The sequence below is a fragment of the Chloracidobacterium sp. genome (assembly GCA_015075585.1).
Taxonomy (GTDB): Bacteria; Acidobacteriota; Blastocatellia; order Pyrinomonadales; family Pyrinomonadaceae; genus OLB17.
On sequence record JABTUB010000002.1, the window covers coordinates 337,183 to 363,041 of the forward strand.

Consider the following 25,859-nt stretch of genomic DNA (forward strand, 5'->3'; position numbering starts at 1 on the left):
GTGGTCTATTGGTTCCCGGTCGCCGCGGCCATTATACGTTCGGGCGTTGCCTCCGTGCGGCTGAATTCTGCCGCGATCGTACCCTCGTGGATCACCAGTATGCGGTCCGACAGTCCGAGCACCTCGGGAAGTTCACTCGAAACAAGCACGATCGCGAGGCCTTCTTTTGCCAACCGGTTTATCTCGGCGTATATCTCCTGTTTTGCACCGACATCAATGCCGCGTGTCGGCTCATCGAGAAACAGTATCTTCGGCCGCGTCAGCAGCCATTTGCCGAGCACGACCTTTTGCTGATTGCCTCCGGAAAGCGTTCCTGCGGCGGTCAGCACCGAATTCGCTTTTATCCGAAGACTTTTCATCGGGCCTTCGGCGGCGCGGGATTCACGGCTCCGATCGGTAAAGAATCGCCCCGAGATCAGCTTTAGGCCGGCAAGTGTAATGTTGTCGAGTATCGACTGATCCAGGATCAGGCCAAAGCGTTTTCGGTCCTCCGTAACAAATCCGATTCCGGCATCAATGGCATCCGCCGGCGTACGAATATCTGCCCGTTTTCCGTCGATCATGATCTCACGCGTACAGCGGCCTTCCCATGCTCCGAAGATGCCCATAAGCAGTTCGCTGCGGCCGGCACCCATAAGCCCCGCGATACCGAGCACCTCGCCTTGCCGCAGATCGAATGAGACATCGGAAACGACAGTTCTGCTCGGGTTATCAACGTCGTGAACAGTCAGGCCTTTGACCGAAAAGGCTGTATCACCGAACGTATGATCGGCTCCGGGGAAAATGTCTCCGACCTCCCGGCCGACCATTGCCGAAATGACCCGATCCTTTGTCAGATCATTCACGTTGTAGGTTCCGATAGTACGCCCGTCGCGCAGAACTGTGATCCGATCGCTCATTCGGAATACTTCGTCCAGTTTGTGAGAAATGTAGATCATCCCGACGCCGCGTTCGCGAAGCACGGTCAGAATATTGAAAAGCGTCTCGACCTCAGATTCTGTAAGTGCTGCGGTCGGCTCATCGAGCACCAGTATGCGGGCGTTCTTGCTGAGGGCCTTTGCTATCTCGACAAGCTGCTGCTGGCCGATGCCGAGGCTACCGGCCTTGACACGCGGATCGATATCAAGCTTCAGTCCCCGCAACAGGTCGGATGCCCGATGATATAACTCTGCCCAATCAATAATGCCGAAGCGGTGCGGCTCTTGCCCGAGAAAGATATTCTCGCCGACGGTCAACTCCTTCACGAGCGAGAGTTCCTGAAAGATGATCGCGATGCCGGCGGACTCCGAATCGCGTATGCCACGAAACTCGCACACGGCGTCATCAATAAGTATCTCGCCTTCAAAACTGCCGACAGGATGAACGCCCGAAAGCACTTTCATCAGTGTGGATTTGCCGGCGCCGTTCTCGCCGACAAGCGAATGGAATTCGCCGCCATCGAGAGCGAGACTTACTCCATCGAGGGCTCGAACACCCGGAAATTCCTTGACGATGTCTCGCATTTCGAGCAGCGGCATAGTTGTTCGGTGAAAATTTTTCTTCGCCGATTTTACACACAGACGGCCCTTTGTCCAAGGCCGTGACTTATGTCGCCCTAAATAGATGTTTCCGTCAGTATGTCGGATAATTTATACTTATCTCAATATGTCAGACGCAAAGACCATTGACTCGGTACTTAATGAGAACCGCGTTTTTTATCCGCCGAAAGAGTTCGCCGCAAAGGCGCATATCGGATCATTCGAGGAATACCGACGCCAATATGATGAGGCGGCGGCCGATATCCCCGCATTTTGGGCAAAACAAGCCGAGAGCCTCGATTGGTTCAAGAAATGGGATACCGTGCTTGAATGGAATGAGCCGTTCGCCAAGTGGTTCGTCGGCGGCAAGATCAACGCGTCATACAACTGCATTGATCGGCACCTGACAACGTGGCGAAAGAACAAGGCCGCGTTCATCTGGGAAGGCGAACCCGGCGAACAGCGTACGCTCACCTATTTGCAGCTTCATCGCGAAGTGTGCCGCTTTGCGAATGTATTAAAGAAACTCGGCGTTAAGACCGGCGACCGCGTTGCGATCTATATGCCGCTCGTACCCGAGCTTGCTGTTGCAATGCTCGCCTGTGCCCGGATCGGCGTAACGCACACAGTGATCTTTGGCGGGTTCTCGGCTGACGCGATACGAGGCCGTGTCAATGACGGCGGCTGTGTTGCCGTTATTACCGCCGACGGGTGCTACCGACGCGGCAAGGAAATAATGCTGAAAGCGATCGTGGATGAGGCGGCCGCAGAGTGCCCGACCATCAAGGATGTCATCGTTTATAAGCGTACCGGCAGCGAGATAAGTATGCAGCACGGACGCGACCACTGGTGGCACGAACTTGTCGAAACTGTCGATGCCGACTGCCCGCCCGTTGAACTCGATTCCGAGCATCCGCTGTATATCCTTTATACTTCCGGCACGACCGGCAAGCCGAAAGGTATTCTCCACACGACCGGCGGCTACCTCACACAAAGTGCATATACGACAAAACTGACCTTTGATCTCAAAGATGAGGACGTCTATTGGTGTACCGCGGATATCGGTTGGGTTACAGGACACACATACGTCGTCTACGGGCCGCTTGCGAACGGCGCGACCGTGATGATGTACGAAGGTGCACCGAACTATCCTGACTTTGACCGCTTCTGGGATATCATCGAACGCCATCGCGTCAACATCCTTTACACTGCACCGACCGCTATCCGCTCCTTTATCCGTTGGGGCGAGCAATATCCGTTAAAGCATGACCTTTCATCTTTAAGACTTCTGGGAACCGTCGGCGAGCCGATAAACCCGGAAGCATGGATGTGGTACCACACGATCATCGGCAAGGAGCGTTGCCCCATTGTCGATACTTGGTGGCAGACGGAAACGGGGGCGACGATGATCTCGCCGCTGCCGGGTGCGACGCCGACGGTTCCGGGAACGGCGACATTGCCGCTGCCCGGCATCTCGATTGATATCGTAAAACGCAATGGCGAATCGGTCGGCGTTAACGAAGGCGGCTACCTCGTCGTAAAGCACCCTTGGCCCTCGATGCTCCGTACGCTTTGGGGCGATGACGAACGCTACAAACAGGCGTATTGGTCGGAGATACCGGGCGTTTATTTCGCCGGCGACGGAGCGCGCCGCGACGAACGCGGATACTTCTGGATCATGGGCCGCGTTGATGACGTGATAAATGTCAGCGGCCATCGCCTTGGCACTGCCGAGGTCGAATCAGCACTCGTCTCGCACGAAGCCGTTGCCGAGGCCGCGGTCGTCGGCCGTCCCGATGAGCTAAAGGGCCAGGCGATCGCCGCCTTCGTCACACTCGAAGCGGGCCGAAGCGGCAGCCCCGAGCTAAAAGATGAGCTTCGCGCCCACGTCGCCAAGGAGATCGGCGCGCTGGCAAAACCCGACGACATACGTTTCACCGATGCACTGCCGAAGACACGTTCCGGAAAGATCATGAGGCGGCTCCTTAGGGAACTTGCTACAAGCGGCGAGGTCGCCGGCGATGTAACAACGCTTGAAGACTTCTCTGTTCTCGAAAAACTGCGTGGCGATGAGGAATAAATGCCGAATAGCGATCCTGTACAAAATCCGACCCAAGAGCTTTCCGTCGTAGGCCGTTCATTCTATCAGCGCGGTTGGGCACATGGTTCCTGCGGCAATTACTCGGTGCTGCTGGCACGCAAGCCGCTGCGTTTGTGCATTACGGCCGCAGGTATCGAGAAAGCGATGCTCGATGAAACCAACTTTCTCGAACTCGATGACGATGCCGAAATACTGCAGGGCTTCGGCCGTCCCTCTGACGAAACGCTCCTTCACCTTACGATCTACCGGTTGCGGCCGCGTGCACGCTGCATCTTGTATTCGCAAAGTGTTCCGGGCGTTATCCTGGCCGACCGATGCTTTGTTGACGGCTCGATCACCCTTCACGGTTATGAGGCGATGAAAGGCCTGAGCGGTGTGGCCGATCTCGAACACACTGAATCAGTGCCTATTATCGAGAATGCTGCCGATCAGATCGCCCTTGCCCACGTGATCGAGAACGTATTACTCGAGAATTCATCCATACACGGCATTTATATCCGACGCCACGGACTTTATACTTGGGGCAGTTCGGTCGAAGAAGCTCGGCACAACATCGAGATCCTGGAATTCCTGTTCGAAGTAGCCGAGAGAAAACGTTAAGTATGACAACAGACAATTTAGAGACCGCAACACTCGGCGGCGGATGTTTCTGGTGTACGGAGGCCGTTCTTGAAGGCCTGAACGGCGTGGTCGATATTGTCTCCGGCTATAGCGGCGGACATACCGACAACCCGACCTATCAGGAGGTTTGCACACAAACCACAGGCCACGCTGAGGTCGTTCAGCTACGCTTCGATCCCGAGGTTCTCTCGTATCGCGACCTGCTCCGCATCTTCTTTACCGTACACGACCCCACGACGAAGGACCGGCAAGGCAACGATATCGGCCCATCGTATCGCTCTGTGATCTTCTACCATAATGATGAGCAGGAAAGGACCGCCCAAGAGGTAATTGTCGAGATAATGTCCGAACATCTTTACAACAAGCCGATCGTAACGGAAGTCACCCGATTTGAGCATTTCTGGCCGGCCGAAGATTACCACCAGCAGTACTTTGCGAATAACCCGGATCAGCCCTATTGCGCGGTCGTTGTAGCGCCAAAGGTCGCTAAGTTTCGACAAAAATATTCAGCAGATTTGAGACCGTAGTGTTCAAGAAAATTAAACGTTAAAAAAACTGCTTGACACCTTTCTCTCCGCTTAAGTAAAATTAACAGGTCGGACGGGTTTGCGGTCCGATACCTCCATCGCAAAACCCCGGGACGGCTGTCTCGGAGATCAAATTCAGCGAACGCATCACCCGATGCGGAACTCCAAAAGATCATTATGTTAAAGATAACGTCGGGCCGCCTGCGCGCGGTCATATTCGGTGCAATGATCGCAATGTTTGCGGTCAGTATGTTTGTCGTTAAGTACAATTCCGCCGAGGCTCAATCTGAACGCATTTCGGACAGGGCAGGATTGGCTCCGCACGCAGCGACCGTAAGCGGGCGGGTATTTCTCGACTTCAATATGAACGGCGAGTACGACACGTCCGGCGGTACTGCCGCACAACCCACATCTGTGGATATCGGTGTGCAAGGAGTAACCGTTACCGCATACGATCCGGCGGGAACGTCACGCGGCACGGCCACATCGGCAGCGAACGGAACATATTCGATCGCAGTTACGGGCACAGGCCCTTACCGAATCGAATTTACGAATCTGCCTGCGGACCTGAAACCTTCCGCACGGAGTGCTTCGTCAGTCAATGCCAACTCGGCAACCACGGCCGGCTCGACCGTACATTTCGTACCGAACGCAAATACTTCCGACGTAAACCTCGCACTGCATCGGCCATCTGATTACTGCCAAAATAACCCGACAATGTGTTCCCAGCTCTACGGGATGGGCAACACGAACACTCCCGGAGCTGCCTTCACGTTCCCATTCTGGGCCGGAAGCACAAGAACCGGAACAGAGAATGGTTCATTTCCGGGTGCGTTCAGCGACTTTCTTTCACCAACGGGCACAAGTCTGGCGACACTGGACGAGATAGGTACTACTTTCGGCATCGCATATCACCGTACTTCGAGACGCATCTTTACGGCTGCTTATATGAAGAAGCACTCGAACTTTGGTTTGGCCGGAACGGGTGCGATCTATCAGATAGATCGCAATACAGGCTTTGTTACAACCTTTGTCGATCTGAACAGCGTGTTCGGAGCGAATACTGCGGGTGCAAATCCTCACAACACAAACAATTATCTTACCGACAATGGCAACACGACATGGGATGCGGTCGGCAAGGTCGCATTCGGCGGCATCGCACTAAATGAGGACGAGAGCTACCTCTATGCAATGAATTTGGCGGATCGCCGGCTCTACAAGATACCCACAAGCGGCCCGCTTAACAATACAACCATCACGCGATATGCGTTCCCGACGTCGATGCCCAACTGCAACAATGCTGCTGATGTCAGGCCTTTTGCCGTCAGTTGGTACGCCGGAAAGATATATGTAGGAGCGGTGTGCTCGCGTGAAACGGCGAGCGGATCTACATCAACCAATCTTCGCGGGTACGTCTATACGTTCGACCCGACAACGAATACTTTTGCCGGATCAGCGACCTTGAACTTCCAGCTCAACTACACACGCCAGGAGACGGATCCCGGCTATAGTGCAAATTGGAGGAACTGGAGGACGACATATCAAACGATCAGTACATTGCACTTCATTTATCCTCAGCCGATGCTGACGGACATAGACTTTGATCGAGGAAATATGATCCTTGCGTTACGCGACCGTGACGGCGATCAAACGGGATACAATATTCCAAGCGATCCGTCACAGCCTAACGATTACTCGAAAAAGGGTATTACCGCAGGCGATATTCTCAGAGCATGCGGCGATCCGACGAACGGCTGGACGCTTGAGAGCAACGCCCGCTGCGGCGGTATCGGGAACGGCCCGACGGGCAGCAATGAAGGGCCCGGAGGCGGCGAATACTACTATCAGGAGAACTATCATCCGAATGGCACGCCGCACGACGAGGTCGGGCTTGGAGCAGTAGCTCAGATCCCCGGTCAGAATGTAATGATCGCAAGCATCTTTGACCCGATCTACCTGGCGGGAACGAACGTTTACGATGCGCAAGGTTTCCGCTGGTTCGTGAACGGCACCGGCGCGCAGAATCGCGGTTATCAGGTAAATGACGGCGATTTCGGTAAAGCGAACGGCATCGGCAATGTTGTAGCCCTATGTGACGCAGCGCCTCTAGAGATCGGCAACCGCGTGTGGCTAGATACGAACGGCAACGGTGTTCAGGACCCCGGCGAGAACGGCATTGCCGGCGTTCAGGTCCGTCTTTATCTCGGCTCGACCCTGGTCGGAACCGCTGTTACGGACGCAAACGGAGAATACTACTTCGTCAGCAGTACGTCCGTTGATGCTAATACCAACGATAATATCGGCCAGGTCAATGGCGGTATTCAGTTCGACACTGCGTATCAGATACGCTTTGACCGGCCCGCTGATTATGCGAATGGCGGCCCGCTCAAGAGTCTCCTTCTGACAAGGGTAGATCAAACGTCCCAGCTCGGCGATAAGGACGCATCCGATTCAGATGCGGTTACCGTATCGAATCCTCCGGGCTCGCCCGCGGGCAACTTCCCTGTGATCAACGTCACCACCGGCGGCCCCGGTTCGAATGATCACACTTACGATGCCGGCTTTTATCTGCTGCCTTCAGCCGGCGGAGTGAACGTATCCGGCCGCATAACGCTGCGGTCCGGCAGCGGCGTCCGTAACGTCGTCGTTGCACTGATCGAAGCTGACGGCACTCAGCACGTCACGAGGACCGGCTCTTTCGGATACTATCAATTTGATGATATTCCGGCAGGCCAGACAGCCGTGATCGCTGTAAGCGCAAAGAGTTACACGTTCATACCGATGACTCGCATGGTGTCGCTGGACAACGACCTTTTCGATGTTGATTGGGTCGCGGAGCAATAAGACACTCCGTCATTTCGACAACTTTGACTCAGCGGCTGTCCTTTTTTGGGCGGCCGCTGTTTTTTTGTGCAATGCCAAATTGTCCCGTAGAAAAGATACGTGTATCTTGATTGTCAGAGATAGCACCGAACGTGCAGCGCGTCATCTATAAAAAACTTGCTTGGCTTAACGAACTTCCGACGGACGAGGCCGAATGTGTGCTGCGCGAATGCGGCGGAACCGATGAGTGGTCGCGTGCGATCGCGAGTGCACGGCCGTTCCCGATGCTTGATCATCTCTATCAACTCGGTGAACAGCTCTGGCCGGGAAAGGACTTCGGAACGGTAGAGCGTCGCCTGAATTCGCTTTTAGAACGATAAAGGATGTTGCTATTTCACGCATCGGTAATTTATCATCGGTCAGACAATGAATCGCCGTGACCTTATCAAAAGTGCAGCTGCATTGCCGTTCGCCGCAAGATCGATGTCTGCACACTCGGGATCCGCACCAAAAATGATCAAACCAAAGCGCCTGAAAAAGGGTGATACCGTAGGGATCATCGCTCCCGCAAGCGGCGCGACCCCTGAGGCTTTTGACAAGGCTGTAGCGAGCATGACGACGATGGGCTATAAGGTCAAGATCGGTGCTTCGGCACGCGGCCGGCTTGGATTTCTGTCAGCCGCCGATGCAGAACGGCTCAAAGACCTGCATTGGGCCTTTTCCGACCCGGAGATCAACGCAGTGTGGTGTATCCGCGGCGGCGGCGGCTCCCCAAGGCTGCTTGAGCGGATCGACTACCGCCTCATCAAGAACAATCCAAAGATATTCATCGGTTTTTCGGATATTACTGCCCTGCATATCGCAATAAGCCAAGCGACGGGCCTTGTGACGTTCCACGGGCCGGTAGCATCATCAGAATACAGCGACTTCACACGCTCAAATGTGCTTGGCGTCATCGCCGAGCCGTCTGCCCCGTTTCGAGTCGAAAGATCGGAATTCAATAACGCAAAGCCGTCGGCCCTCTATCGCGGACTTGAGATCGTCAAGGGAAAAGCACGCGGCCGGCTCACCGGCGGCAATCTTTCTTTGCTATCATCGCTTGCGGGCACACCGTTCGCGCTGAAAGGTTTAAAGGGAAAGATCCTTTTTATCGAAGAGATCGAAGAACCGCCGTACCGCATCGACCGAATGCTGACGCAGCTTCGGCAGAGCCTCGATCTTCGCTCGCTTGCGGGGATCGCCCTCGGGATCTTTGACGACAAGAATGCTGAGAATGCAAAAGACGCCTCACCTGTTATGGACGTGCTCCGCGACCGCCTCGGCGACCTTGGCATACCGGTCTTTTACGGCCTCTCATTCGGCCATATCCGCGATAACATGACCATCCCATACGGCATCGAAGCCGAGCTTGATACATCTGCCGCGACACTCACATTTCTTGAAACCGCGGTGCAATGAGAAAAGCGGCCGTTTCGGGCCGCTTTCGGTTGGAAAGTAATTTATATAGTGCAGTCTTATGTGGAGCCACCCGTCGGATTTGAACCGACGACCTTTCGATTACGAATCGAATGCTCTACCAACTGAGCTAGGGTGGCCTATTTGTAAGGCCATGCTCCTATACGAACGCATAGGAGCCATTTTCGGCAAAGCCGAATTGATAAGTTTACGAAATTAAAAGTGTTAAAGTCAAATGGCGAAGCGGTGTTTGAAGAATGGCAATTTTTACGCTATAACACTCGTATTATGCCTCAACACGAACGTAACAGTGCTTTTATCGAACGGCTTCATCTGACGTTTGAGCATCGTTCGATGGCTGAGGTCGGACGAATGCTGGGCGTACCGCACGCAACCATTCGCAACTATTACCAAGAAGGCCGTCTGCCGTCGGCTGAGGTCCTGATAAAGATCGCCAATACAACGAATGTATCATTGAATTGGCTCTTGACCGGCCGCGGAGATATGTACGGTGGGCGTGTCCCGCCCATCGGCATGGACAAATTCATCGAGCGAAAGATCGCGGAAATGATCGATGTACGACTGGCGGGCCTGATCGTCCCGACCGGGCGAAGCACCAACGCATTTGATCTCAAAGCCGCCGTTGCCGAGAGCATTGCCCCGGAAAAGATCATGCAAATATGGCTCGAGGCCGATGGCCGGAAATATCCTTCAGACTTCGGCGTTGCCTTTTTCCGCGGATGGGAGAAATTCTCATCCGAAGAAAAGATCGAGGCATTAAAAGATGCAAGGCGTATCCTCGACCGAGTTCTTTCGATAGAAGACTGACAACTATGTGTGGTATATTGCTGCGATAGTGCAACACGGATGATCACGCTCCTCACAAAGCTCAAAGATCTGGATATCGGCTGGAACGAACACCCGCTTGACGAAGACGATTTCTATCGGATATGTGAGCGGTTCGGGGTCTGTGTCGATGAACTGCCGATGCGCGTCGGCGGATTCTATTTCCGCATCAAAGGGCACGATCATATCGCGATCAACAGCACATTGCCGCCGGTCGAGAAACTTTTCGTGATGTTCCACGAACTTGGGCATTTCCTCTTCCACGCACCGGGATTTGACACTATGGCCAAGTTCCACAGCGTAGGCGGGCGATCACGTGCCGAGAGTGAGGCAGACCTCTTTGCCGCGTGTGCACTCATCCCGAGGCCGCGTTTGATCTCTTTGACGCCTGAGGAACTCATCGCCGATGGTGCCGATCAAGACATCATTGCGCGGCGGATCGAAGCATTCGAGTGCTTTGGTATCTGACGACATAGGCTTGTTCCTTGAAAAAGCGCCGCTGAATTAGTATTCTCAACATTCGCCCGAATTGCGGACGTGGCGGAACTGGTAGACGCGCAGGTCTCAGAAGCCTGTTCTGGTTACAGAGTGGAAGTTCGATTCTTCTCGTCCGCACCAACAATAACGTGTAAGATACGAGGGATGTGCGGCCGCGTACGTCCCTTTTTGTTTTAGGAACGCGGGCACCGTTCAACTATGGCATCGGAATTGGAAACGGCTCTACGGTCCCGGCAAACAGCGTTCGGCATATGCCTCTCGGACGATCAGATCGCGGCGCTCGATGCGTATTACAATCTGTTGTCCGAGCACAATCCGCTGCTGCACCTCGTCGCAGCCTGCCCGCCGGAGGAATTCGCATCACGACACATTCTCGAATCGCTTACTCTTTTGCCTCACCGGCCGCAAAACTCCAACATAGCTGATGTAGGCTCCGGCGGCGGACTGCCGTCGCTTCCCTGTGTACTCGTGCGGAAAGACCTACGCGCGGCCTTGATCGAATCAAAAGAAAAAAAGGCGGCCTTTCTGCAGAGAGCCGTCGATGAACTCGGCCTCACGGACCGCGTGACCGTGATCAACCGTCAGTTCAGCGAAACGACCGCCGAAGGCTTCGGCGCCGTTACTTGCCGTGCACTCGATAAATTCACCGAGAAGCTGCCTGCACTTGTGAAATGGGCAAAGGGGCGGCGAATGCTCCTGTTCGGCGGCAAGACCCTTGCCGAAGCCCTTACAGGCCAAGGAATGCCTTTTGAAAGCCGGTTGATGCCTCTTAGCGACCGAAGGTTCCTATTCATAACGCAGCGTCGGCCTCGCAAAGATGCTGCTCATCGGATATCGAGTCCGTATTCGCGCAGGCGGCGATAAAGTGTCGAAGGGGAGATGCCGAGGATGTCGGCCGTCTTGCCGCGATGCCAGCCTGTGCGTTCGAGTGCGCCGAGTATCTGTTGACGTTCGACATCGCGCAGGTTCGCGGATGACGCGTTCTGAAACTCTGCCGCCGGCGCTTTGCCGTTTACACTGTAATTGATCTGCACCAAAGGCTTTTCCGCCGGAAATGCTATCTCCGGCGGCAGTTCACGCGGCGTGATCACGCCGTGATCCGCCAGCAGAACGGCCCTTTCGAGACAATTGCGCAGCTGTCGTACATTGCCCGACCATTCAAATGCAAGCAGGGCCTCGACCGTCGCCGGCGAGAGTTCAGGCTCGTTCTGGCCTGCAAGTTTGCGAAGCAGGTGCTTTGCAAGCGGTTCGATATCCTCACAGCGTTCGCGCAGCGGCGGCACGTTAATTTCAAAACTGTTGATCCTGTACATCAGGTCCGATCGGAACACACCGTCGGCTATCGCAGCTTCCTTCTCGCGATTGGTAGCCGCGATCACGCGCACGTCAACATCAACCTTCTTTAGGCCGCCGACGCGAAAGAACGATCGTGTCTCAAGGGCCCTCAGCAGTTTTGACTGCAGCTGCATCGGCATCTCCATCACTTCATCAAGAAACAATGTTCCGCCGTCGGCGATCTCGAATAGCCCGAGCTTTCGCGTGCGCGCGCCCGAGAATGCACCGGCTTCGTGGCCGAAGAGTTCGCTTTCCAGCAGAGTGTCCTGCAATGCAGCACAGTTCAGATCGATGAACGGCTTGTCGGCACGCCGGCTCAGGCGGTGTATCGCTTGGGCAACGAGTTCTTTGCCGACTCCGGACTCGCCCGTGATCAAAACCGACGTGTCCGACGGAGCAACGCGTTTAATTAGCCGCAAAACCTCTTTCATCTGCTGCGATTCGGCGACGATATCGGGAAGCGACTGTGCCGATCGTGCTATCTGAGCACGAAGCCTTTGATTGTCGATCTTTAGCTGCTGTTTGCCGAACGCGGCTGTGACCAAAGCGCCGAGTTCGCCGATGCGATAGGGCTTTGTCAGATAATCGTATGCCCCGAGTTTCATTGCCTCGATCGCGGTCTCGACAGTAGCCTGCCCCGTCAGCATTATCATTTCCGGCGGATTCTGGCACTGCTCCATTATTCGGCGCAAAAGCGCCATGCCGTCCAGCCGCGGCATATTTATGTCACAGAGAACAAGGTCGAAGTCGTGCTCTTGTATCAGCGACCACGCCGCCTCACCGTCCTCCGCGACCTCAACATCGTGCCCCTGGCGTGCCATCTCCTTTTGGACGACAAGCCTTAGATTCTTTTCATCATCAACTACCAATAAACGGGCCATAAGAATTGGGGCAATTTGCCTAATAGGTTATTTTGCAGCGGGAAGATAGATTGAAAAGGTTGTGCCCTTACGGGGCTTTGAGCGGACGTTGAGACGGCCTCCGTGATCCGAGATTATGCCGTAGCAGACCGCAAGGCCAAGCCCGGTACCGCGGCCGACCTCCTTGGTGGTAAAGAACGGCTCAAAGATCTTGGGCATATCTTCGGGCGGAATACCGATACCCGTATCGCTTACCTCAATAACGACGCGGCCATCCTGAGGGAATACCCGCAGTTCGAGCGTTCCGCCGTTCGGCATTGCATCGATCGCGTTGGTCGCCAATGCGATGACTGCCTGCTGTATCTGGCCGGCGTCGGCCGTAACCGGCGGCAGATCGTCTGCGACCTCGACCTTGAATTCGATCCTTTCACCGCGCTTTTGGTGAATGATCAGATTTGCGGCCGCTTTAAGTACCTCGCCAAGATCCGTCGCGATACGTTCACCGGCACGCACACGGCTAAAGTCGAGAAGGCCGTTCGTGATGGCCTTGCAGCGAAAAGCTTCGCTCTTTATCAAACCGAGATATTCCGCCAGGTCAGCAGCCGAATCGGAGTCAGTGAATGAGCCGTCCTTTATCCTTTCCTCAAGTGCCTCTGCACATGCAGCTATCGTCGCAAGAGGATTATTGATCTCGTGCACAACTCCCGCGGCGAGTCTGCCAACCGCCGAAAGCTTCTCCGCACGAGCCACGGCGTGCATCGCTTCGACCCGAATGGTAACGTCCTCACCGACGGTAATAACGTGAGTTACCTCGCCCGTCTCGGCACTGCGCATCGGCACCTTTGACACGATCCAGTGCCGCGTCGAGCCGTCATCGGCGACCGTTTGCTGCTCGATCCTCTCGATCTCGCCTGTACGGAAGGCCCGCTCGAATTCTTGCCGCAAACGCCCTTGAGGATAACGCGCCAGCACATTGAACACATCGCGGCCGATGGCCGTCTCACGCGGAATGCCCTGTTCGCCGATCTCGCGGTGCTTATTCCACGTTACAATGCGGTAGTCGCGATCAACGACGTAGAGCGAGACAGGGAGTGAATCGAGAACGACCTCGGTGAATTTTCGATGCTCTTCGCGTGCCTCTATGATCGAGTTGTGAAGCGCAGATTCGAAATGCGCGGATAAATTCAGGCTGAGAGCCGCGACTTGGGCGGCTGCATCGATCGTACGAGAACGCCTTTCGGTCAGATCTTCGGCGGCTGAGAATCCGACGGCTATCAGCCCGCGTATGTCGCCATCAACAAGGAGCGGAGCCACATACTCCACAGTGTGTTCGGCATCGCTGATAAAAAATTCGTCCGCATCCGCCTCGCGGTAGCTTACCTGCGGCGGCAGGAATGAGAGCCACTTCTCGAATCGCTTTCTGCTCAGCAGATCGCCGTGTCCGCTTGGCGGCGGCGTTGAAGAAGAACTGATAAAGCCGATATTCGGCAGTTCCGCCGCAAACACACAAGCCGCTCCCGCGACGCCTTGAACAATGGCATCGGCAACGCGGTTTGCGACCTTTTTCGGATGAACCGTTGACAGTAAACTTCGGCCGAGATCGGAAATGAATTTAAGATCGGTGCCTAGTTCGTCTGCCAAGGGCAGGCCGGTCGAGCGACGCGGCCCCTTTTTGGGCGACGTAGAGAGTTGCATTCAGTGTGATCCGCCGCCAGCAAAGCGAGTAGGAAGACTCCAGGACGGCTCATAAATAAAAGAAAGGGCCGTGGGAACTGCCACTATTTGAATATTACAACGGATTTTAACATTTTTGTCAATGTTTTTCTGGATTTGAGATCGATATTGACTTGGTTTCCTGTACGACGGAAAATATCGGCAGTGGGGATTTTTTTTATAAGGATTGGCACGGCCATTTTGATTATTCTTGCCGCGATCACGCTGTCGGCAGCAGCGTCCGACGCTCAGGATATGGTCGATATGACGATAGCAACCGTCAGCGACGGCTTAAGTGTCGAACTTATAACCCTTTCCGATCTCAGGTGGCAGCTTGCGCTCCAGCCTGACAAGCAGCTCGATCCACCGCAAAAGGACGATCTTGAGCAGGCACTTCAAACCGTTATCGACGAGCGGATCTTCAGTATCGAATCCAAACGCTTCCCTCGTCCCGCTCCGACGGATGCCGAGATCAAAGAGGAGATCGACCGCCTTTTGGCGTTCTTTCCGTCCGCAGCCGATTTTGAAAAACGGCTTCGCATGGTCGGATTCGAGTCAATAAGGGACGATAATTTCCAGCGGCTCATTGCCGAACGCGTCGCGATAAACAAGTATGTTGACTTTCGTTTTAGGGCATTTGTGGTGATCACGCCTGACGAGATCACCCGGTATTTCAACGATATCTTCCTGCCGGACTTTAAGCGAAAATATCCCGGCGTTGTGCTGCCGACACTTGACGAAAAACGCGAGGCAATACGGTCGATCCTTATCGAGGAGCATATCGCCTCCCGTATCGAGAGCTTTCTTGACGACGCAAAACGGCGTGTTGAGATAGAAATGCTTACCGATCTCTAGCATTTTTGTCAGATGGCGGGTGCGCGTGCGCGCTATACTTTCAGCATCTGCACTGCGGCGGAACAGACAGGATGTATGCACGACCTCTATTGCTTGCGGGAACACCGGCGCTGATCGCCGTCCTTATCGCTCTTGTCGCACATGGTACATCAAGATCCGCACACACAAGCGGCATCTCAGCCCCTGAAGTTCGCCGAGCCGCAGCATCGGGTGTATCAAAACGTGCGGATTCGCTTACAGCCGGGCCGCTCGGTGAACGCGGCAGGCTTACGGTAAGGTCTTCGGAACTCATAACTCCTCATTCCGGCGAAACGCAGACAAAGCACGATGCTGACGCCTCGCCGGCGCGTCTGTTTGGCGCGCCGATGCCTACGCCGTCGCTCATATTTGACGGCATCTCGAATTACGACAATATAAACGCTTACGGAATGGTATTCCTCCCGCCGGATATGAACGGTGATGTCGGGCCGAACCATTACGTCCAAGTCGCAAATGCCTTGGTTAAGATCTTTGATAAGAACGGCAATACCGTCAGCGGCCCGTTCCGCCTAAGCTCGCTTTTCAGCGGCCTCGGCACTGTCTGTTCGACGCGCGACGACGGCCTGCCGACCGTACTTTACGATCCGCTCGCGGACCGCTGGATGCTGAGCCAATACTGCAATGCGTTCCCGCCGTTCCGGCAAATGATCGCGGTGTCAAAGACAGGCGATCCGACGGGTGAATATTTTGTCTATGAGTTCGTGATGCCGAATATCCGCATTAACGACTTCGCACGGTTCGGCGTCTGGCCCGACGGCTACTACATGTCAACTGAGGAGTTCCTTGGCAGCGACTACGCGGGGCAAGGGATGTTCGCCTTCGAGCGTGAGAAGATGCTGAAAGGCGATCCGACGGCGTCATACATCTATTTCAGCCGTCGGTCGCTGTCCGCCGAACGCTTGGGCAACATTCTGCCCTCCGACCTCGACGGACTGCGGCCTCCGCCTGCCGGCGCACCGAACGTGTTTGCGAGCTATTCGGCAACTGAGTACGGCGAGGCGGCCGATGCTCTGCGGCTGTTCGATCTTCACGCTGATTGGGCGGATCCGTTCGCCTCAACCTTTACAGAACGTCCGGAAAGCCCGATCGCGGTCGCCGCCTTCGATCCGACAAGCCCGCCGGGCCGTGCCGATATCGCGCAGCCGCCGCCGGGAGAAATGCTCGATTCCAACAGCGACCGTCTCAACTCGCGGCTCGCCTACCGCAACTTCGGCACGAGCGAGTCACTTATCGTCGATCAAACGGTGCGTATGTCACCCGGAGGTACGTATCGTGCCGGTGTTCGCATTCACGAACTGCGGCGCAGCGGCGGCAACTACACCGTGAATGTTGACTCGACACTCGGTACAGCCGATGCGTCACGCTGGATCGGCAGTGCTGCGCAGGACGGCCACGGCAATATCGCATTCGGCTACAGCTACGGCTCCGAAAATAAGAAGCCCGCGATCCTTTATTCAGGACGCCTTACCGGCGACCCGGCCGGCTCTTTTCGTGAGGAAGGCTCACTTGCCGTCGGCACGGGAGTGCAAAAGGCATACGGTTTTCGCTGGGGCGATTGGTCGAGTATGTCAGTGGATCCTTCGGACGACTGCACTTTTTGGCAAACAGGCGAATACTTTACACAGCAGAGCCAAGATTTCAGCGATTTCACATGGTTGACACGAATAGGGCGCTACAAATTTGATGAATGTACTGCGGCGCCGCGCTCATGGCTTACAGGAACAGTTTTACGTGCAGACAACGGTGCTCCGATCTCAGGCGCCCTGATCAGGGCCGACCTATATTCACGCTCATCTGCCGCGGACGGCAATTACGGCTCCATGATGATGCTCCCGGGCAGCTATTCTGTGGCGGCGTCCGCTCCGGGATTTCGCACGCGTACCGTAACGATGTCGATAGCTGACGGCGAATCACGAACTCTGGACTTCGCATTGGAACCGATCGCTGTCTTTTCCGAACCGCAACTAAATATTTCGGCAGAGAGCTGCGGCATCAGCAACGCACCCGATCCGGGCGAGGCGGTTACGATCGACCTGACACTTACAAATTCGGGGAATGCACCGGTACAGAACCTCGTCGCAACACTGCTTGCGGGCGGAGGCGTTACACTTCCCGGTGCGGCACAGGCCTTCGGCCCGATGCCCGTCGGCGGCCCTGCTGTCACGCGTCCTTTTACGTTCACCGTTTCGCCGACGCTTGTGTGCGGCGAAATGATCGAGATGACATTTCACCTTCAGGACGGCTCGAACGACCTTGGCAGCATTACCGTCTCAATGCGCACCGGTACGCCGAAGGTCGCTTTCACACAGAATTTCGACCGCACCCAGCAGTCAACATTGCCGCCGCGTTGGACGCGAAGCGAGACTCACGCCACCGAATTCGAGACGCCGGGCGAGCGCAACTGGCATGTAAGCCTCGCCCGCGGAACCAACGGTACACGATCGGCCTACGCAAGGGACATACAATACGTCGGCGTCAATGAAATGACATCGCCCGTCTTTTTGATAGGCACGCCGTCGGCAAAGCTTTCTTTCAGGAATTGGTATGAGCTTGAGACCACGTTCTTGCGGAACCGCTTATACGACGGCTCGGTACTCGAGATCAAAATAGGAAATTCGGATTGGGAAGATATTATCGCGGCCGGCGGTGTATTCGAGAGCGGCGGCTACGACGGAACCATAGATACTTGCTGCCAGAATCCGCTTGGCGGACGACCTGGCTGGTCAGGCCGCAGCGGCATCGAGCAAACATCTCAATTCATCGACTCTGTTGTCAGGCTGCCTGCCGCCGCCGCGGGACAGATGGTCCAGCTTCGATGGCGGCTCGGCACCGATATCGGAACGTTTCGAGAAGGGCAGTATATTGACGATATCGCCGTTACTGACGGCTACGTTTGCGGCTGCACGAATTAAGCAGATATTTGACCTGCGGCCAAAGCATAAGTATCATCGTAAATTCGCCGCCGGAGTGGCGAAATTGGTATACGCACCAGACTCAAAATCTGGCGAGGGCAACTTCATGTCGGTTCGAGTCCGACCTCCGGCACCAAAAATATTAATGCGGCCCTGAACTTTAGCGCTCAAGGCCGCATTCTTTTTGCCATTCGAACGAACTACCGCATATAGACGGTGGTCTGTCCGGTATTGCGGTTGTAGGTCGTAATGCCGCTCGCACTCCTCGTAACATTTGATGTGTCGCCGTTAAGAGTGATCGTATTCTGATAGTACGTACCGTAGAACGCCTGACCGTTGACGAACGCCGCAACGCTGCCATCCTGATTGATCGTCAGCGTGATATTGGTGCCGGCGCTGTTGCCGTAGAACGTACCGATCGCCCACGTCGGCGGACGTGAGGTATTGCCCCAGTTTCCGCCGGCGCCGCTGCGCGTATAGTTCGTGTAGCGGCGGGTATTGCGGTTATAGGTGCGAATGCCGTCGTTGCCCCACTGTTCAACCGTCGATGTGTCGTTGTTCAGATACAGGCTGCCATTGTAATAGGTGCCGTAAAAGGTCTGTCCGTTATTGACAGCCGTGGCGCGGCCATTCTTATCAAAGGTTAACGTAATATTCGAGCCGTCGGTGGAATAGAAGGTTCCGATCGCCCACATTGGCGGCCTCGACATATTTCCGTTGCCGTTCCAGTTGCCGCCGCTATTCCAGCGGCTGCGGGTATAGTAGGTCTCGGTTCCCTTGTTGCGGTTATACGTACGAATTCCGTCATTACCCCATTTATCGACCGTCGAAGTGTCGCCGTTCAGATAAAGGTTGCCGCGGAAATATGTGCCGCTAAACATCTGCCCGCCGACCATGGCACTCGCGCTGCCGTTCGAGTTAAAAGTAAGCGTAATGTTCGAGCCGTCGGTCGAATAGAAAGTGCCGACCGCCCAACTCGGCGGAGGTGTCATATTGCCGCCCGCGCCCCAATTTCCACCGCCCCACCAGCCGCCTCCGGCAAGACCGGGAAGATCGTAGGTATCGGCAAGCGTATTGATATCATTCCGCATTGCATTCCACTGCCGATCAAGCTTACGGCCGAAAGGCAGCGAATTCATCATGTCATTCACCTGCTGTGCTTGGTTGATAAGGCTAGAAAGCTGGTTACGCACCGTCCACCATTCGTTGGTGCGATTAAAGTCACGTTTGAAATCGCTCGCCGCCCTGTCATAGGCCTTTACTATGTCGTTATAGCGATCCTCTTCGCGAGTGCCGTTGATGGGACTGCGGTCCATCTCGCGGTCAAAATCGCGGCGGAACTGACTGCTGCTGCGATCAAGTTTCGAGATGATGTTGCTGACATCCCGCTTAGAATACCTGTTTTGATTACGCAGAACTTGTGCCGAAGAAATGACCGCAAAGGCCGCGATCAAGGCACCGATCGAAAAGATCACTCTGTATCTTGTATTTTTCATTAGTTTTCTCCTCAACAGTCGGCGATAACGCCTATCGCCGTCAAAGCTTTTGTTTGCGGCACTTTGCCGCTCCACCCATACTGATACAATTAGAAGCAAAGAGGTTGTAAAGAATCTCAACCTGTCATCATTTGGAGCTTATGTTGATTATAATTCAGCGTCCGACAGATTCTCAAGGAGCAGTTCCTTTCGCAATATGTTGATCTCGGAGCTGGACTTCACTTTGCCGCCGGAACTCATCGCTCAGCAGGCTGCGGAGCCTCGCGATTCGTCACGCATGCTTGTGGTTGACCTCGATGATCAGAGCTTTGCGGACAAGCGTTTTCTTGATTTGCCTTCGTTGATGAGAAAGGACGATCTGCTCGTGCTGAACAATACGAAGGTCTTTCCGGCACGGCTGCACGGCATCACATCGACCGGAGCGTCGGTCGAAGTTTTCCTGATCGATCAAAACGCCGACGGCACTTGGAACGTCCTTGCAAAACCCGCAAAACGGCTGCCTTTCGGCAAGAAGATAACGTTTGACGAGCACCTCCATGCGGAAGCGGCCGCACGATCGGCTGACGGGAAGGTAATATTGCGGTTCTTCGCGGACGGAGATCTTTTCGAGATCATCGAGCAGGTCGGAAAGACACCGTTGCCGCCGTATATTCACCGCGAAAAGGCAGGCCTCGACAGCGACCGCGACCGCTATCAGACCATTTACGCAAGCGAACGCGGAGCCGTCGCGGCACCGACCGCGGGACTTCACTTTACTCAGCGAACCTTTGACGAGCTGCGAGCCTGCGGCGTGGAGTCGGCTTACATAACCCTGCATGTAGGCTACGGTACCTTCGAACCCGTCAGGTCTGCGACGGCGGAGGAACACACGGTCGCACCGGAACGCTTCTTTATCGACGAAAGAACTGCCGAGTCCATTAACAAAGCAAAGAAAGAGAACAGGCGTATAGTCGCTGTCGGAACAACGACGACCAGAGCTCTCGAGTCATCGGCTCTCGCCGAAGGCATCGTTACTTCGGGCGAGCAAACGGCCGGCCTTGCTATTAAACCCGGACACCGGTTTCGTATCGTCGATGCTCTGCTGACCAATTTTCATCTTCCGAAAAGTTCCCTTTTGATGCTAACATCGACCTTTGGCGGGCATACTTTGGTGATGAGTGCCTATCGCCATGCTGTTGAGCAGCGGTATCGCTTTTACAGCTATGGCGACTGTATGCTGATCGTTTGACGCAATGGCTGTACTCTCGACGATCCGTAAACTTTTTCATAACGATGCTTACGATGCATCCGACCCTGTTCTGCCGGCGCCGACTGCCGAATATTCGATCCGTCCGCTGACGCCGGACGACCTCGCAGAAGTGCTGACGCTAAACATTCGCTGCTTCCGCAATGGCGACAACTACACTAAACACACCTTCGAGTTCCTGCTGAGCGACGCGAGAACACTCGGCTACAAGATGGTCGCGGATGGTTCGGAAATGGTCGGCTTCGCATTCATTATGGAGAACCCGAACGGTGCAGCACACCTGACAACGATCGGCGTTTCACCCGAGCACAGACGCCGTGGTATCGCCGCCCGTATGCTGCAGCACGTAGAGATGAAGGCACGTTCCCGCGGCCTTTATACCGTCGTGCTTGAAGTAAGGGCCGGAAATCTCGCCGCTCAAGACCTTTATCGCCGCGCAGGTTACTCGATCGTTCAGCGGATCAGCAAGTATTATTTTAACGGTGAGGACGGCTTCCTCATGATGAAGGGTCTGAATTAGTGTTTCGGCCGCTGCCAAAGATTTACGCGATCACAGACCGCCGCATATCCGGCCTTACTCATGCCGAGCAGGTCATCCGTTTGGTCGATTCCGGCATCACACTGATCCAGCTTCGCGAAAAAGAGCTTGGTGCCGGCGAATGGTTCGACGATGCCTGCCGCGCTGTCGAATATGCTCATCAGTTCAACGCCTCGGTGATCGTTAACGATCGGCTTGATGTCGCCATGGCGGCGCGGGCGGACGGTGTTCACCTCGGTCAAACGGATCTTCCTGCTACTGAAGCACGCCGTATCGCAGGCGAAAAGATGATTATCGGTGTCTCCACCCACACCATCGAACAGGCAAAGGCAGCCGTTCTGCAACCTGTCGATTATCTGGCGTTCGGGCCGATTTTCGCTACCGGAACAAAGCAAGAGGCCGATCCGGTGGTCGGCATCGATCTCTTGCCGCGTATCAAGCGCATGGCGGGCCGCCTTTCCCTTGTTGCAATAGGCGGGATCACGGCAGAGAATATCTCGTCCGTTCTCGACTCGGGAGCGGATTGCGTGGCAGTGGTCAGCTCCCTTCTGAAAGGCGGGGCGATCAGCAAAAACACCGAGCAGTTTATTAAACTTTTTAAACATTATTAAATTTTGCTTGCATTCTCTGGTCGGAATGATGCACAATATATCAGGAAAACGGGCACCTCCTTCCTGCAGCCCGGCCGCTTGAGTTCCCGCCTTGTTCATTAGTATTGGGAGAAGATCCGCGTAATGAGTTTGTTAGATATTGCACCAATCATCGAGCAAATGTTGCTCGTATCGGAAAATGTCAGCGACCTCAACTTTTCGGCGAACCAAAAGCCGCAAGTTGAGATAAACGGTGTACTTTATCCGACGTCACCATTCGGTATCGGACGTCTCACGGCATATCAGACCGAAATAATAGCAATGTCGCTAATACGCGACAATCCCGACGCCGCGGCACATCTCGCCAAATATCGAACGGCGGATCTCAGCTACGCGTTACCCGGAAAATGCCGTTTTCGCGTTAACATTTTTCAGCAGCGCAATTCTTTCTCGATCGTAATGCGCGTCATTCCTCATAAGATCCCGAGCTTTGACGATCTCAGGCTGCCGCACACATTAGCCGATATTGCAGATATCCGCAACGGCATCGTCCTCTTGACGGGGCCGACCGGTTCGGGAAAGAGTTCGACGCTTGCGGCGGTGATCGACCGCATCAACGAGACAAAGGCGTACCACATCATCACGATCGAGGATCCGATCGAGTTCCTGCATAATCACAAGAGATCGACCATCAATCAGCGCGAAGTGGGTGCTGACACAAAGGACTTTGCCTCTGCCCTGCGTGCCGCATTGCGGCAGGCGCCAAAGGTTATTCTGGTCGGTGAGATGCGCGACCTCGAAACCGCGGAGATCGCCCTCGAGGCTGCTGAAACCGGCCACTTGGTTCTCTCGACCCTGCATACGATCGATGCTTCAAAGACGATCGACCGCATTATCGGCCTGTATCCCAAGAACGAGGAAAGGATCATCCGGACGAGGCTCGCTCAGACCTTCCGCTACATCGTCTCACAGCGTTTGATACCAAAGGCTGACGGCAAAGGCCGCATCGCAGCCGTCGAAATTCTAAAATCGAACCCGCGAACTCGTGAATATATTGAAAAGGGCGAGAGCGAGGGTAAAACGCTCCTTGACGCGATCCGCGACGGCGAGCTCGACGGTATGCAGGATTTCGACAGCGTCATCCGCGGGCTTATCGAAAGGGGCGAGATATCAATGGAGGACGGATTGTCCTTCGCCACAAATCAGAACAACCTGCTTCTGCAACTCAAAGGCCTCGCATCGACCGAGGACTATATCAACGCAAATCCGCCAAAATTCGATGGCCAGGCTCCGGCCGCTCCTCAGCCGCCGCCGACAGACTCGGTCCTCAGCATGATCGAATAGTACCAAAGATATGATCTTACGCTGCGATAATTGCTCTGTTTCCTTACAGTTAGATGAATCGAAAGTGCCCAGCGGCAATTTTACGGTTCGGTGCCCGCGTTGCCAGAATATGCTTCGCGTACAAAAGGACGCCTCGGGCAAAGGCCTCTCGACCGTTGAACAGCTTCAGTCGAACAAGCCGGCCACGGCGGTTCCTGACGGTGCTCAAGAGTTTGCCGCGAAAGAGTCCGAGCTGCAGATAAACACGGCCCTGAGGTCGCTGCTTTCTGCCTTGCAGACCGATAATCGCAGTTCGGCAACTGAGGAAAGTGAAGAGAAGCCGCGCCGCGTGCTTTTGTGCCTGGGTGAGAAGCGCAATGCGGTTGCAAAGATCCTCGCAGACGCGGGATATAAGGTCTATATCGCGGAAACACCGGCTCAGGCGAATGAGCGTTTACGCGACGGCAAAACGGAGTTGTTGATCTTCTCGCCCGATTTCGCACCCGACCTCGGCGGTGCGGGCGTGATACAGCAGAAGGCGAACGCGATGTATTCGTCCGAGCGCCGCCGACTCTATCTCGTCTCGCTCGAAAATGAAGGCACCACAATGAACGCTCATGATGCCTTTATGCGTAATCTGAACTTGGTAGTCAACGCGCAGGATCTTGCTCAGTTGCCGCTGATACTCAATCGCGCACTCAACGATTACAACGAGTTGTACAATTACTTCAACCGATCGAGCAATCTTGCCCCGATCTAGGGCTACGCCGCCGCAAGCTCGCAAACAAGTACTTCCATAAGCAAACGGCTGCCTTGCGGCCCGCCGCCGCCGAGCGATGTCTTGAGTGCGAGGTCGGTCTCGGCTATACGCCGCAGCATTTCACCGAGTTTCTTTTTGCCGTAGCGTCTGGCGGCATGAAAGATCTCGTCCTGTTCGCGTGTCGGGCGTCGCAGAACTGCGGTGATGTCACGTCGGTCGGCGCCCTGCGACATCATTGAGGCGGCAATAAGCAGCGTGCGAAAGTTATAACCGAGCAGGCCGATCAGCATTACAGGTTCGGCCCCGTCATCGAGTATCTTTCTCAGCACCTCGAGAGCCGCCCTTTTGTCTTGCTTAAGGATCTGGCCGGCAAGGGCAAAGTTGGTCATCTCGCGTGTGTTCGGGACAAGCAGATCGATAAGCTGCTGATCGACCAGCATGGACGGAAAGGATGCGGTAGTGAGCTTATCGACCTCATTACTCAGCCGCCGTATATCATTCCCGACCAGCGATATCAGATGCCGCAAAGCCGTTCCGTCTATCGACACGCCTGCCTTCTTGAATGTGCTGCGCGCCCACGAAGCGGCCTTTTCGTCATCGAGCTGCGTGAATTCCACAGTGCCCGGCTGCGATCGCAAAAGCTTTCCCATTTTGCGAACGCCGTTAAGTTCCTCGGCGATAAAGATGACGACGGATGAAGGCGACGGGTCATCGAAATACGCCTTTAAGATCGCTTCATGTTCTTCTTTTACCGTATCGTTGCGGCCCGTTGCGGTAATTCTGACATTGTTGATGCGAACCACGCGGCGCGATGCCATCATAGGAAGCTGCTGAGCTGCGGCCAGAGCCTTCGGCAGGGCATCCTCGCTGTTAAGGCTGAATTCTGCTTCATTAAAGTCTCGAAATTCGCCCTCGTCAAAGGCTCTTTCGATAATGGTCTTGACGGCGCGGTCGCGCAGATATTCCTCCGTTCCGTAGAGGATATAGACCGGCAGGAACCGCCGATCCTTTACATGCTCGCGAAGCTCATCGACCGTCAGCATTACTTTTTCTCTTCGGCGACGCCGATGCCGTTCACAATTGCGGATACCACCGATTCAGCGAATGTTCGAGCCATTCTCTGCACGGCGGGGTCTTCCTCATTAAAGAACGAACGCGGGTCTTCCGCGAACTCGAATGAATCGCGAAAGACGAGGTTCTGATTGTCATAGAGTATCTTCTCGCTGTGCAGATCTCGCACCGTAACCGCGGCGACGATCGTTACTTCATAGACCCTCGCACGACCTTCGCGATCGAGAAGCACGCCCGAGATGCCGAAGCTCCGCATCGTGCCCTCGACGACGGCGTCGGCGCCCGCGCGGTTCCCTTGAACTTTGAGGCCGTTGCCTCGCCGGATGATCTCGCGGCTTACGGCTTCGGTAAAGCGGGACTCCAGTTTATAACGCATTGCCTTGGCCTCGAAAGTAAAGGCCGGCACGGCAATGGTCTTGATATCTTTTGGCAGTCCGGTGCTTGTTACGGGTTTGTAACACTCGGTAAAACCTGCGGTCAGGAACAGGCACACGAGCAGGCAAGGCAGAGTTAAGGCTTTCATAACTGCTTCTTTTTCGAGATGCGGCGGCCTATCCACACAAAGAATAATGCTCCTGCGAACGCCGAAAGGATGCCGCCGATGATATAGCTCCAATCTGTCTCGCCCGAAGATCTCGGCCCGTCGCCCGGCGGTATGTCCGCAAGTGCCTGCAGTGCGAACAGCGTTATGACACAGAATCCTCTGACGGTGAGCCGTGCAACTTTTCTCATA

General features: G+C 54.9%; 23 protein-coding genes and 3 tRNA genes. 18 read left to right on the forward strand and 8 right to left on the reverse strand.

Going from position 1 to position 25,859, the window contains the following annotated elements; translation table 11 throughout:
- Positions 1-5 precede the first annotated feature (5 nt).
- Positions 6-1,517, reverse strand: coding sequence for a xylose ABC transporter ATP-binding protein (locus HS105_10570; GenBank protein ID MBE7517037.1), 1,512 nt, complete (start codon positions 1,515-1,517; stop codon positions 6-8).
- Positions 1,518-1,644: 127 nt separating this feature from the next.
- Here HS105_10570 and acs point away from each other — a divergent pair, with 127 nt between their 5' ends.
- From acs to HS105_10600, 6 genes are all read left to right on the forward strand, one after another.
- Positions 1,645-3,597 carry an acetate--CoA ligase gene (gene acs, locus HS105_10575; protein ID MBE7517038.1) on the forward strand — a complete coding sequence of 651 codons (1,953 nt, stop codon included), beginning with the start codon at positions 1,645-1,647 and terminating at the stop codon, positions 3,595-3,597.
- Positions 3,598-4,218, forward strand: a complete 621-nt coding sequence (mtnB, locus tag HS105_10580) for a methylthioribulose 1-phosphate dehydratase (protein MBE7517039.1) — start codon at positions 3,598-3,600, stop codon at positions 4,216-4,218.
- Positions 4,219-4,220: 2 nt separating this feature from the next.
- Positions 4,221-4,766, forward strand: a complete 546-nt coding sequence (msrA, locus tag HS105_10585) for a peptide-methionine (S)-S-oxide reductase MsrA (GenBank protein MBE7517040.1) — start codon at positions 4,221-4,223, stop codon at positions 4,764-4,766.
- 177 nt (positions 4,767-4,943) lie between these two features.
- Positions 4,944-7,610: a hypothetical protein gene (locus HS105_10590; protein MBE7517041.1), complete on the forward strand. Its 2,667-nt coding sequence runs from the start codon at positions 4,944-4,946 to the stop codon at positions 7,608-7,610.
- A 110-nt stretch (positions 7,611-7,720) separates the two neighbouring features.
- Positions 7,721-7,969, forward strand: a complete 249-nt coding sequence (locus HS105_10595; GenBank protein ID MBE7517042.1) for a hypothetical protein — start codon at positions 7,721-7,723, stop codon at positions 7,967-7,969.
- Between the two features lie 133 nt (positions 7,970-8,102).
- Positions 8,103-9,047, forward strand: coding sequence for an LD-carboxypeptidase (locus tag HS105_10600; GenBank protein ID MBE7517043.1), 945 nt, complete (start codon positions 8,103-8,105; stop codon positions 9,045-9,047).
- 61 nt (positions 9,048-9,108) lie between these two features.
- Here HS105_10600 and HS105_10605 read toward each other — a convergent pair.
- Positions 9,109-9,184, reverse strand: a tRNA-Thr gene (locus HS105_10605).
- A 148-nt stretch (positions 9,185-9,332) separates the two neighbouring features.
- On the opposite strand from HS105_10605, the gene HS105_10610 reads away from it, so the two are divergent.
- From HS105_10610 to rsmG, 4 genes are all read left to right on the forward strand, one after another.
- Positions 9,333-9,872 carry a helix-turn-helix domain-containing protein gene (locus HS105_10610; GenBank protein MBE7517044.1) on the forward strand — a complete coding sequence of 180 codons (540 nt, stop codon included), beginning with the start codon at positions 9,333-9,335 and terminating at the stop codon, positions 9,870-9,872.
- A gap of 39 nt (positions 9,873-9,911) precedes the next feature.
- On the forward strand, positions 9,912-10,358 hold the full coding sequence (locus HS105_10615; protein MBE7517045.1) for an ImmA/IrrE family metallo-endopeptidase: 447 nt from the start codon (positions 9,912-9,914) through the stop codon (positions 10,356-10,358).
- Positions 10,359-10,421: 63 nt separating this feature from the next.
- Positions 10,422-10,508 (forward strand) — tRNA-Leu (locus tag HS105_10620).
- A 78-nt stretch (positions 10,509-10,586) separates the two neighbouring features.
- The gene (gene rsmG, locus HS105_10625; protein ID MBE7517046.1) at positions 10,587-11,252 is read left to right on the forward strand and encodes a 16S rRNA (guanine(527)-N(7))-methyltransferase RsmG; all 666 of its coding nucleotides are present in this window, start codon (positions 10,587-10,589) and stop codon (positions 11,250-11,252) included.
- Here rsmG and HS105_10630 read toward each other — a convergent pair.
- Positions 11,213-12,604, reverse strand: a complete 1,392-nt coding sequence (locus tag HS105_10630; protein ID MBE7517047.1) for a sigma-54-dependent Fis family transcriptional regulator — start codon at positions 12,602-12,604, stop codon at positions 11,213-11,215. The two genes, rsmG and HS105_10630, sit on opposite strands and share 40 nt — an antisense overlap.
- Positions 12,605-12,631: 27 nt before the next feature.
- A complete protein-coding gene (locus HS105_10635; protein ID MBE7517048.1) occupies positions 12,632-14,278 on the reverse strand; it encodes a PAS domain-containing protein in 1,647 nt (548 codons plus the stop codon).
- Between the two features lie 219 nt (positions 14,279-14,497).
- On the opposite strand from HS105_10635, the gene HS105_10640 reads away from it, so the two are divergent.
- From HS105_10640 to HS105_10650, 3 genes are all read left to right on the forward strand, one after another.
- Positions 14,498-15,151 carry a hypothetical protein gene (locus tag HS105_10640; protein MBE7517049.1) on the forward strand — a complete coding sequence of 218 codons (654 nt, stop codon included), beginning with the start codon at positions 14,498-14,500 and terminating at the stop codon, positions 15,149-15,151.
- A 71-nt stretch (positions 15,152-15,222) separates the two neighbouring features.
- Complete coding sequence (locus HS105_10645; protein ID MBE7517050.1) at positions 15,223-18,102, forward strand: carboxypeptidase regulatory-like domain-containing protein; 2,880 nt, start codon at positions 15,223-15,225, stop codon at positions 18,100-18,102.
- 49 nt (positions 18,103-18,151) lie between these two features.
- Positions 18,152-18,238 (forward strand) — tRNA-Leu (locus tag HS105_10650).
- Between the two features lie 64 nt (positions 18,239-18,302).
- Here the strand turns inward: HS105_10650 and HS105_10655 are convergent.
- Complete coding sequence (locus tag HS105_10655; GenBank protein MBE7517051.1) at positions 18,303-19,598, reverse strand: hypothetical protein; 1,296 nt, start codon at positions 19,596-19,598, stop codon at positions 18,303-18,305.
- A gap of 196 nt (positions 19,599-19,794) precedes the next feature.
- Between HS105_10655 and queA the strand changes: the two genes are divergently transcribed.
- The 5 genes from queA (at position 19,795) to HS105_10680 (ending at position 24,055) form a co-directional block, all read left to right on the forward strand.
- Positions 19,795-20,826: a tRNA preQ1(34) S-adenosylmethionine ribosyltransferase-isomerase QueA gene (gene queA, locus HS105_10660; protein MBE7517052.1), complete on the forward strand. Its 1,032-nt coding sequence runs from the start codon at positions 19,795-19,797 to the stop codon at positions 20,824-20,826.
- Between the two features lie 4 nt (positions 20,827-20,830).
- Positions 20,831-21,364, forward strand: a complete 534-nt coding sequence (gene rimI, locus HS105_10665) for a ribosomal protein S18-alanine N-acetyltransferase (protein MBE7517053.1) — start codon at positions 20,831-20,833, stop codon at positions 21,362-21,364.
- Complete coding sequence (gene thiE / locus HS105_10670; GenBank protein MBE7517054.1) at positions 21,364-21,993, forward strand: thiamine phosphate synthase; 630 nt, start codon at positions 21,364-21,366, stop codon at positions 21,991-21,993. Before rimI ends, thiE begins: the two co-directional genes overlap by 1 nt.
- 123 nt (positions 21,994-22,116) lie before the next feature.
- A complete protein-coding gene (locus tag HS105_10675) occupies positions 22,117-23,316 on the forward strand; it encodes a PilT/PilU family type 4a pilus ATPase (GenBank protein MBE7517055.1) in 1,200 nt (399 codons plus the stop codon).
- A gap of 10 nt (positions 23,317-23,326) precedes the next feature.
- The gene (locus tag HS105_10680) at positions 23,327-24,055 is read left to right on the forward strand and encodes a zinc-ribbon domain-containing protein (protein ID MBE7517056.1); all 729 of its coding nucleotides are present in this window, start codon (positions 23,327-23,329) and stop codon (positions 24,053-24,055) included.
- A 2-nt stretch (positions 24,056-24,057) separates the two neighbouring features.
- On the opposite strand, the gene holA is transcribed toward HS105_10680, so the two are convergent.
- The 3 genes from holA to HS105_10695 are packed head-to-tail and all read right to left on the reverse strand — an operon-like array spanning position 24,058 to position 25,858.
- Positions 24,058-25,098 (reverse strand): DNA polymerase III subunit delta, encoded by a 1,041-nt coding sequence (gene holA / locus HS105_10685; GenBank protein ID MBE7517057.1) that lies wholly within the window; start codon positions 25,096-25,098, stop codon positions 24,058-24,060.
- On the reverse strand, positions 25,098-25,649 hold the full coding sequence (locus HS105_10690) for an LptE family protein (GenBank protein ID MBE7517058.1): 552 nt from the start codon (positions 25,647-25,649) through the stop codon (positions 25,098-25,100). Before HS105_10690 ends, holA begins: the two co-directional genes overlap by 1 nt.
- On the reverse strand, positions 25,646-25,858 hold the full coding sequence (locus tag HS105_10695; GenBank protein MBE7517059.1) for a hypothetical protein: 213 nt from the start codon (positions 25,856-25,858) through the stop codon (positions 25,646-25,648). Before HS105_10695 ends, HS105_10690 begins: the two co-directional genes overlap by 4 nt.
- Position 25,859 lies beyond the last annotated feature (1 nt).

What these genes read in the sequence shown, in the direction of transcription:
- HS105_10675 (MBE7517055.1), top strand. Translation starts at nt 22,117, where the DNA reads ATGAGTTTGTTAGATATTGCACCAATCATCGAGCAAATGTTGCTCGTA.
- queA (MBE7517052.1), top strand. Translation starts at nt 19,795, where the DNA reads ATGTTGATCTCGGAGCTGGACTTCACTTTGCCGCCGGAACTCATCGCT.
- mtnB (MBE7517039.1), top strand. Translation starts at nt 3,598, where the DNA reads ATGCCGAATAGCGATCCTGTACAAAATCCGACCCAAGAGCTTTCCGTC.
- HS105_10680 (MBE7517056.1), top strand. Translation starts at nt 23,327, where the DNA reads ATGATCTTACGCTGCGATAATTGCTCTGTTTCCTTACAGTTAGATGAA.
- HS105_10630 (MBE7517047.1), bottom strand. Translation starts at nt 12,604, where the DNA reads ATGGCCCGTTTATTGGTAGTTGATGATGAAAAGAATCTAAGGCTTGTC.
- holA (MBE7517057.1), bottom strand. Translation starts at nt 25,098, where the DNA reads ATGCTGACGGTCGATGAGCTTCGCGAGCATGTAAAGGATCGGCGGTTC.
- rimI (MBE7517053.1), top strand. Translation starts at nt 20,831, where the DNA reads ATGGCTGTACTCTCGACGATCCGTAAACTTTTTCATAACGATGCTTAC.
- HS105_10695 (MBE7517059.1), bottom strand. Translation starts at nt 25,858, where the DNA reads ATGAGAAAAGTTGCACGGCTCACCGTCAGAGGATTCTGTGTCATAACG.
- HS105_10690 (MBE7517058.1), bottom strand. Translation starts at nt 25,649, where the DNA reads ATGAAAGCCTTAACTCTGCCTTGCCTGCTCGTGTGCCTGTTCCTGACC.
- HS105_10635 (MBE7517048.1), bottom strand. Translation starts at nt 14,278, where the DNA reads ATGCAACTCTCTACGTCGCCCAAAAAGGGGCCGCGTCGCTCGACCGGC.
- HS105_10645 (MBE7517050.1), top strand. Translation starts at nt 15,223, where the DNA reads ATGTATGCACGACCTCTATTGCTTGCGGGAACACCGGCGCTGATCGCC.
- HS105_10615 (MBE7517045.1), top strand. Translation starts at nt 9,912, where the DNA reads ATGATCACGCTCCTCACAAAGCTCAAAGATCTGGATATCGGCTGGAAC.
- rsmG (MBE7517046.1), top strand. Translation starts at nt 10,587, where the DNA reads ATGGCATCGGAATTGGAAACGGCTCTACGGTCCCGGCAAACAGCGTTC.
- HS105_10655 (MBE7517051.1), bottom strand. Translation starts at nt 19,598, where the DNA reads ATGAAAAATACAAGATACAGAGTGATCTTTTCGATCGGTGCCTTGATC.
- HS105_10570 (MBE7517037.1), bottom strand. Translation starts at nt 1,517, where the DNA reads ATGCCGCTGCTCGAAATGCGAGACATCGTCAAGGAATTTCCGGGTGTT.
- HS105_10610 (MBE7517044.1), top strand. Translation starts at nt 9,333, where the DNA reads ATGCCTCAACACGAACGTAACAGTGCTTTTATCGAACGGCTTCATCTG.
- HS105_10600 (MBE7517043.1), top strand. Translation starts at nt 8,103, where the DNA reads ATGATCAAACCAAAGCGCCTGAAAAAGGGTGATACCGTAGGGATCATC.
- acs (MBE7517038.1), top strand. Translation starts at nt 1,645, where the DNA reads ATGTCAGACGCAAAGACCATTGACTCGGTACTTAATGAGAACCGCGTT.
- msrA (MBE7517040.1), top strand. Translation starts at nt 4,221, where the DNA reads ATGACAACAGACAATTTAGAGACCGCAACACTCGGCGGCGGATGTTTC.
- HS105_10590 (MBE7517041.1), top strand. Translation starts at nt 4,944, where the DNA reads ATGTTAAAGATAACGTCGGGCCGCCTGCGCGCGGTCATATTCGGTGCA.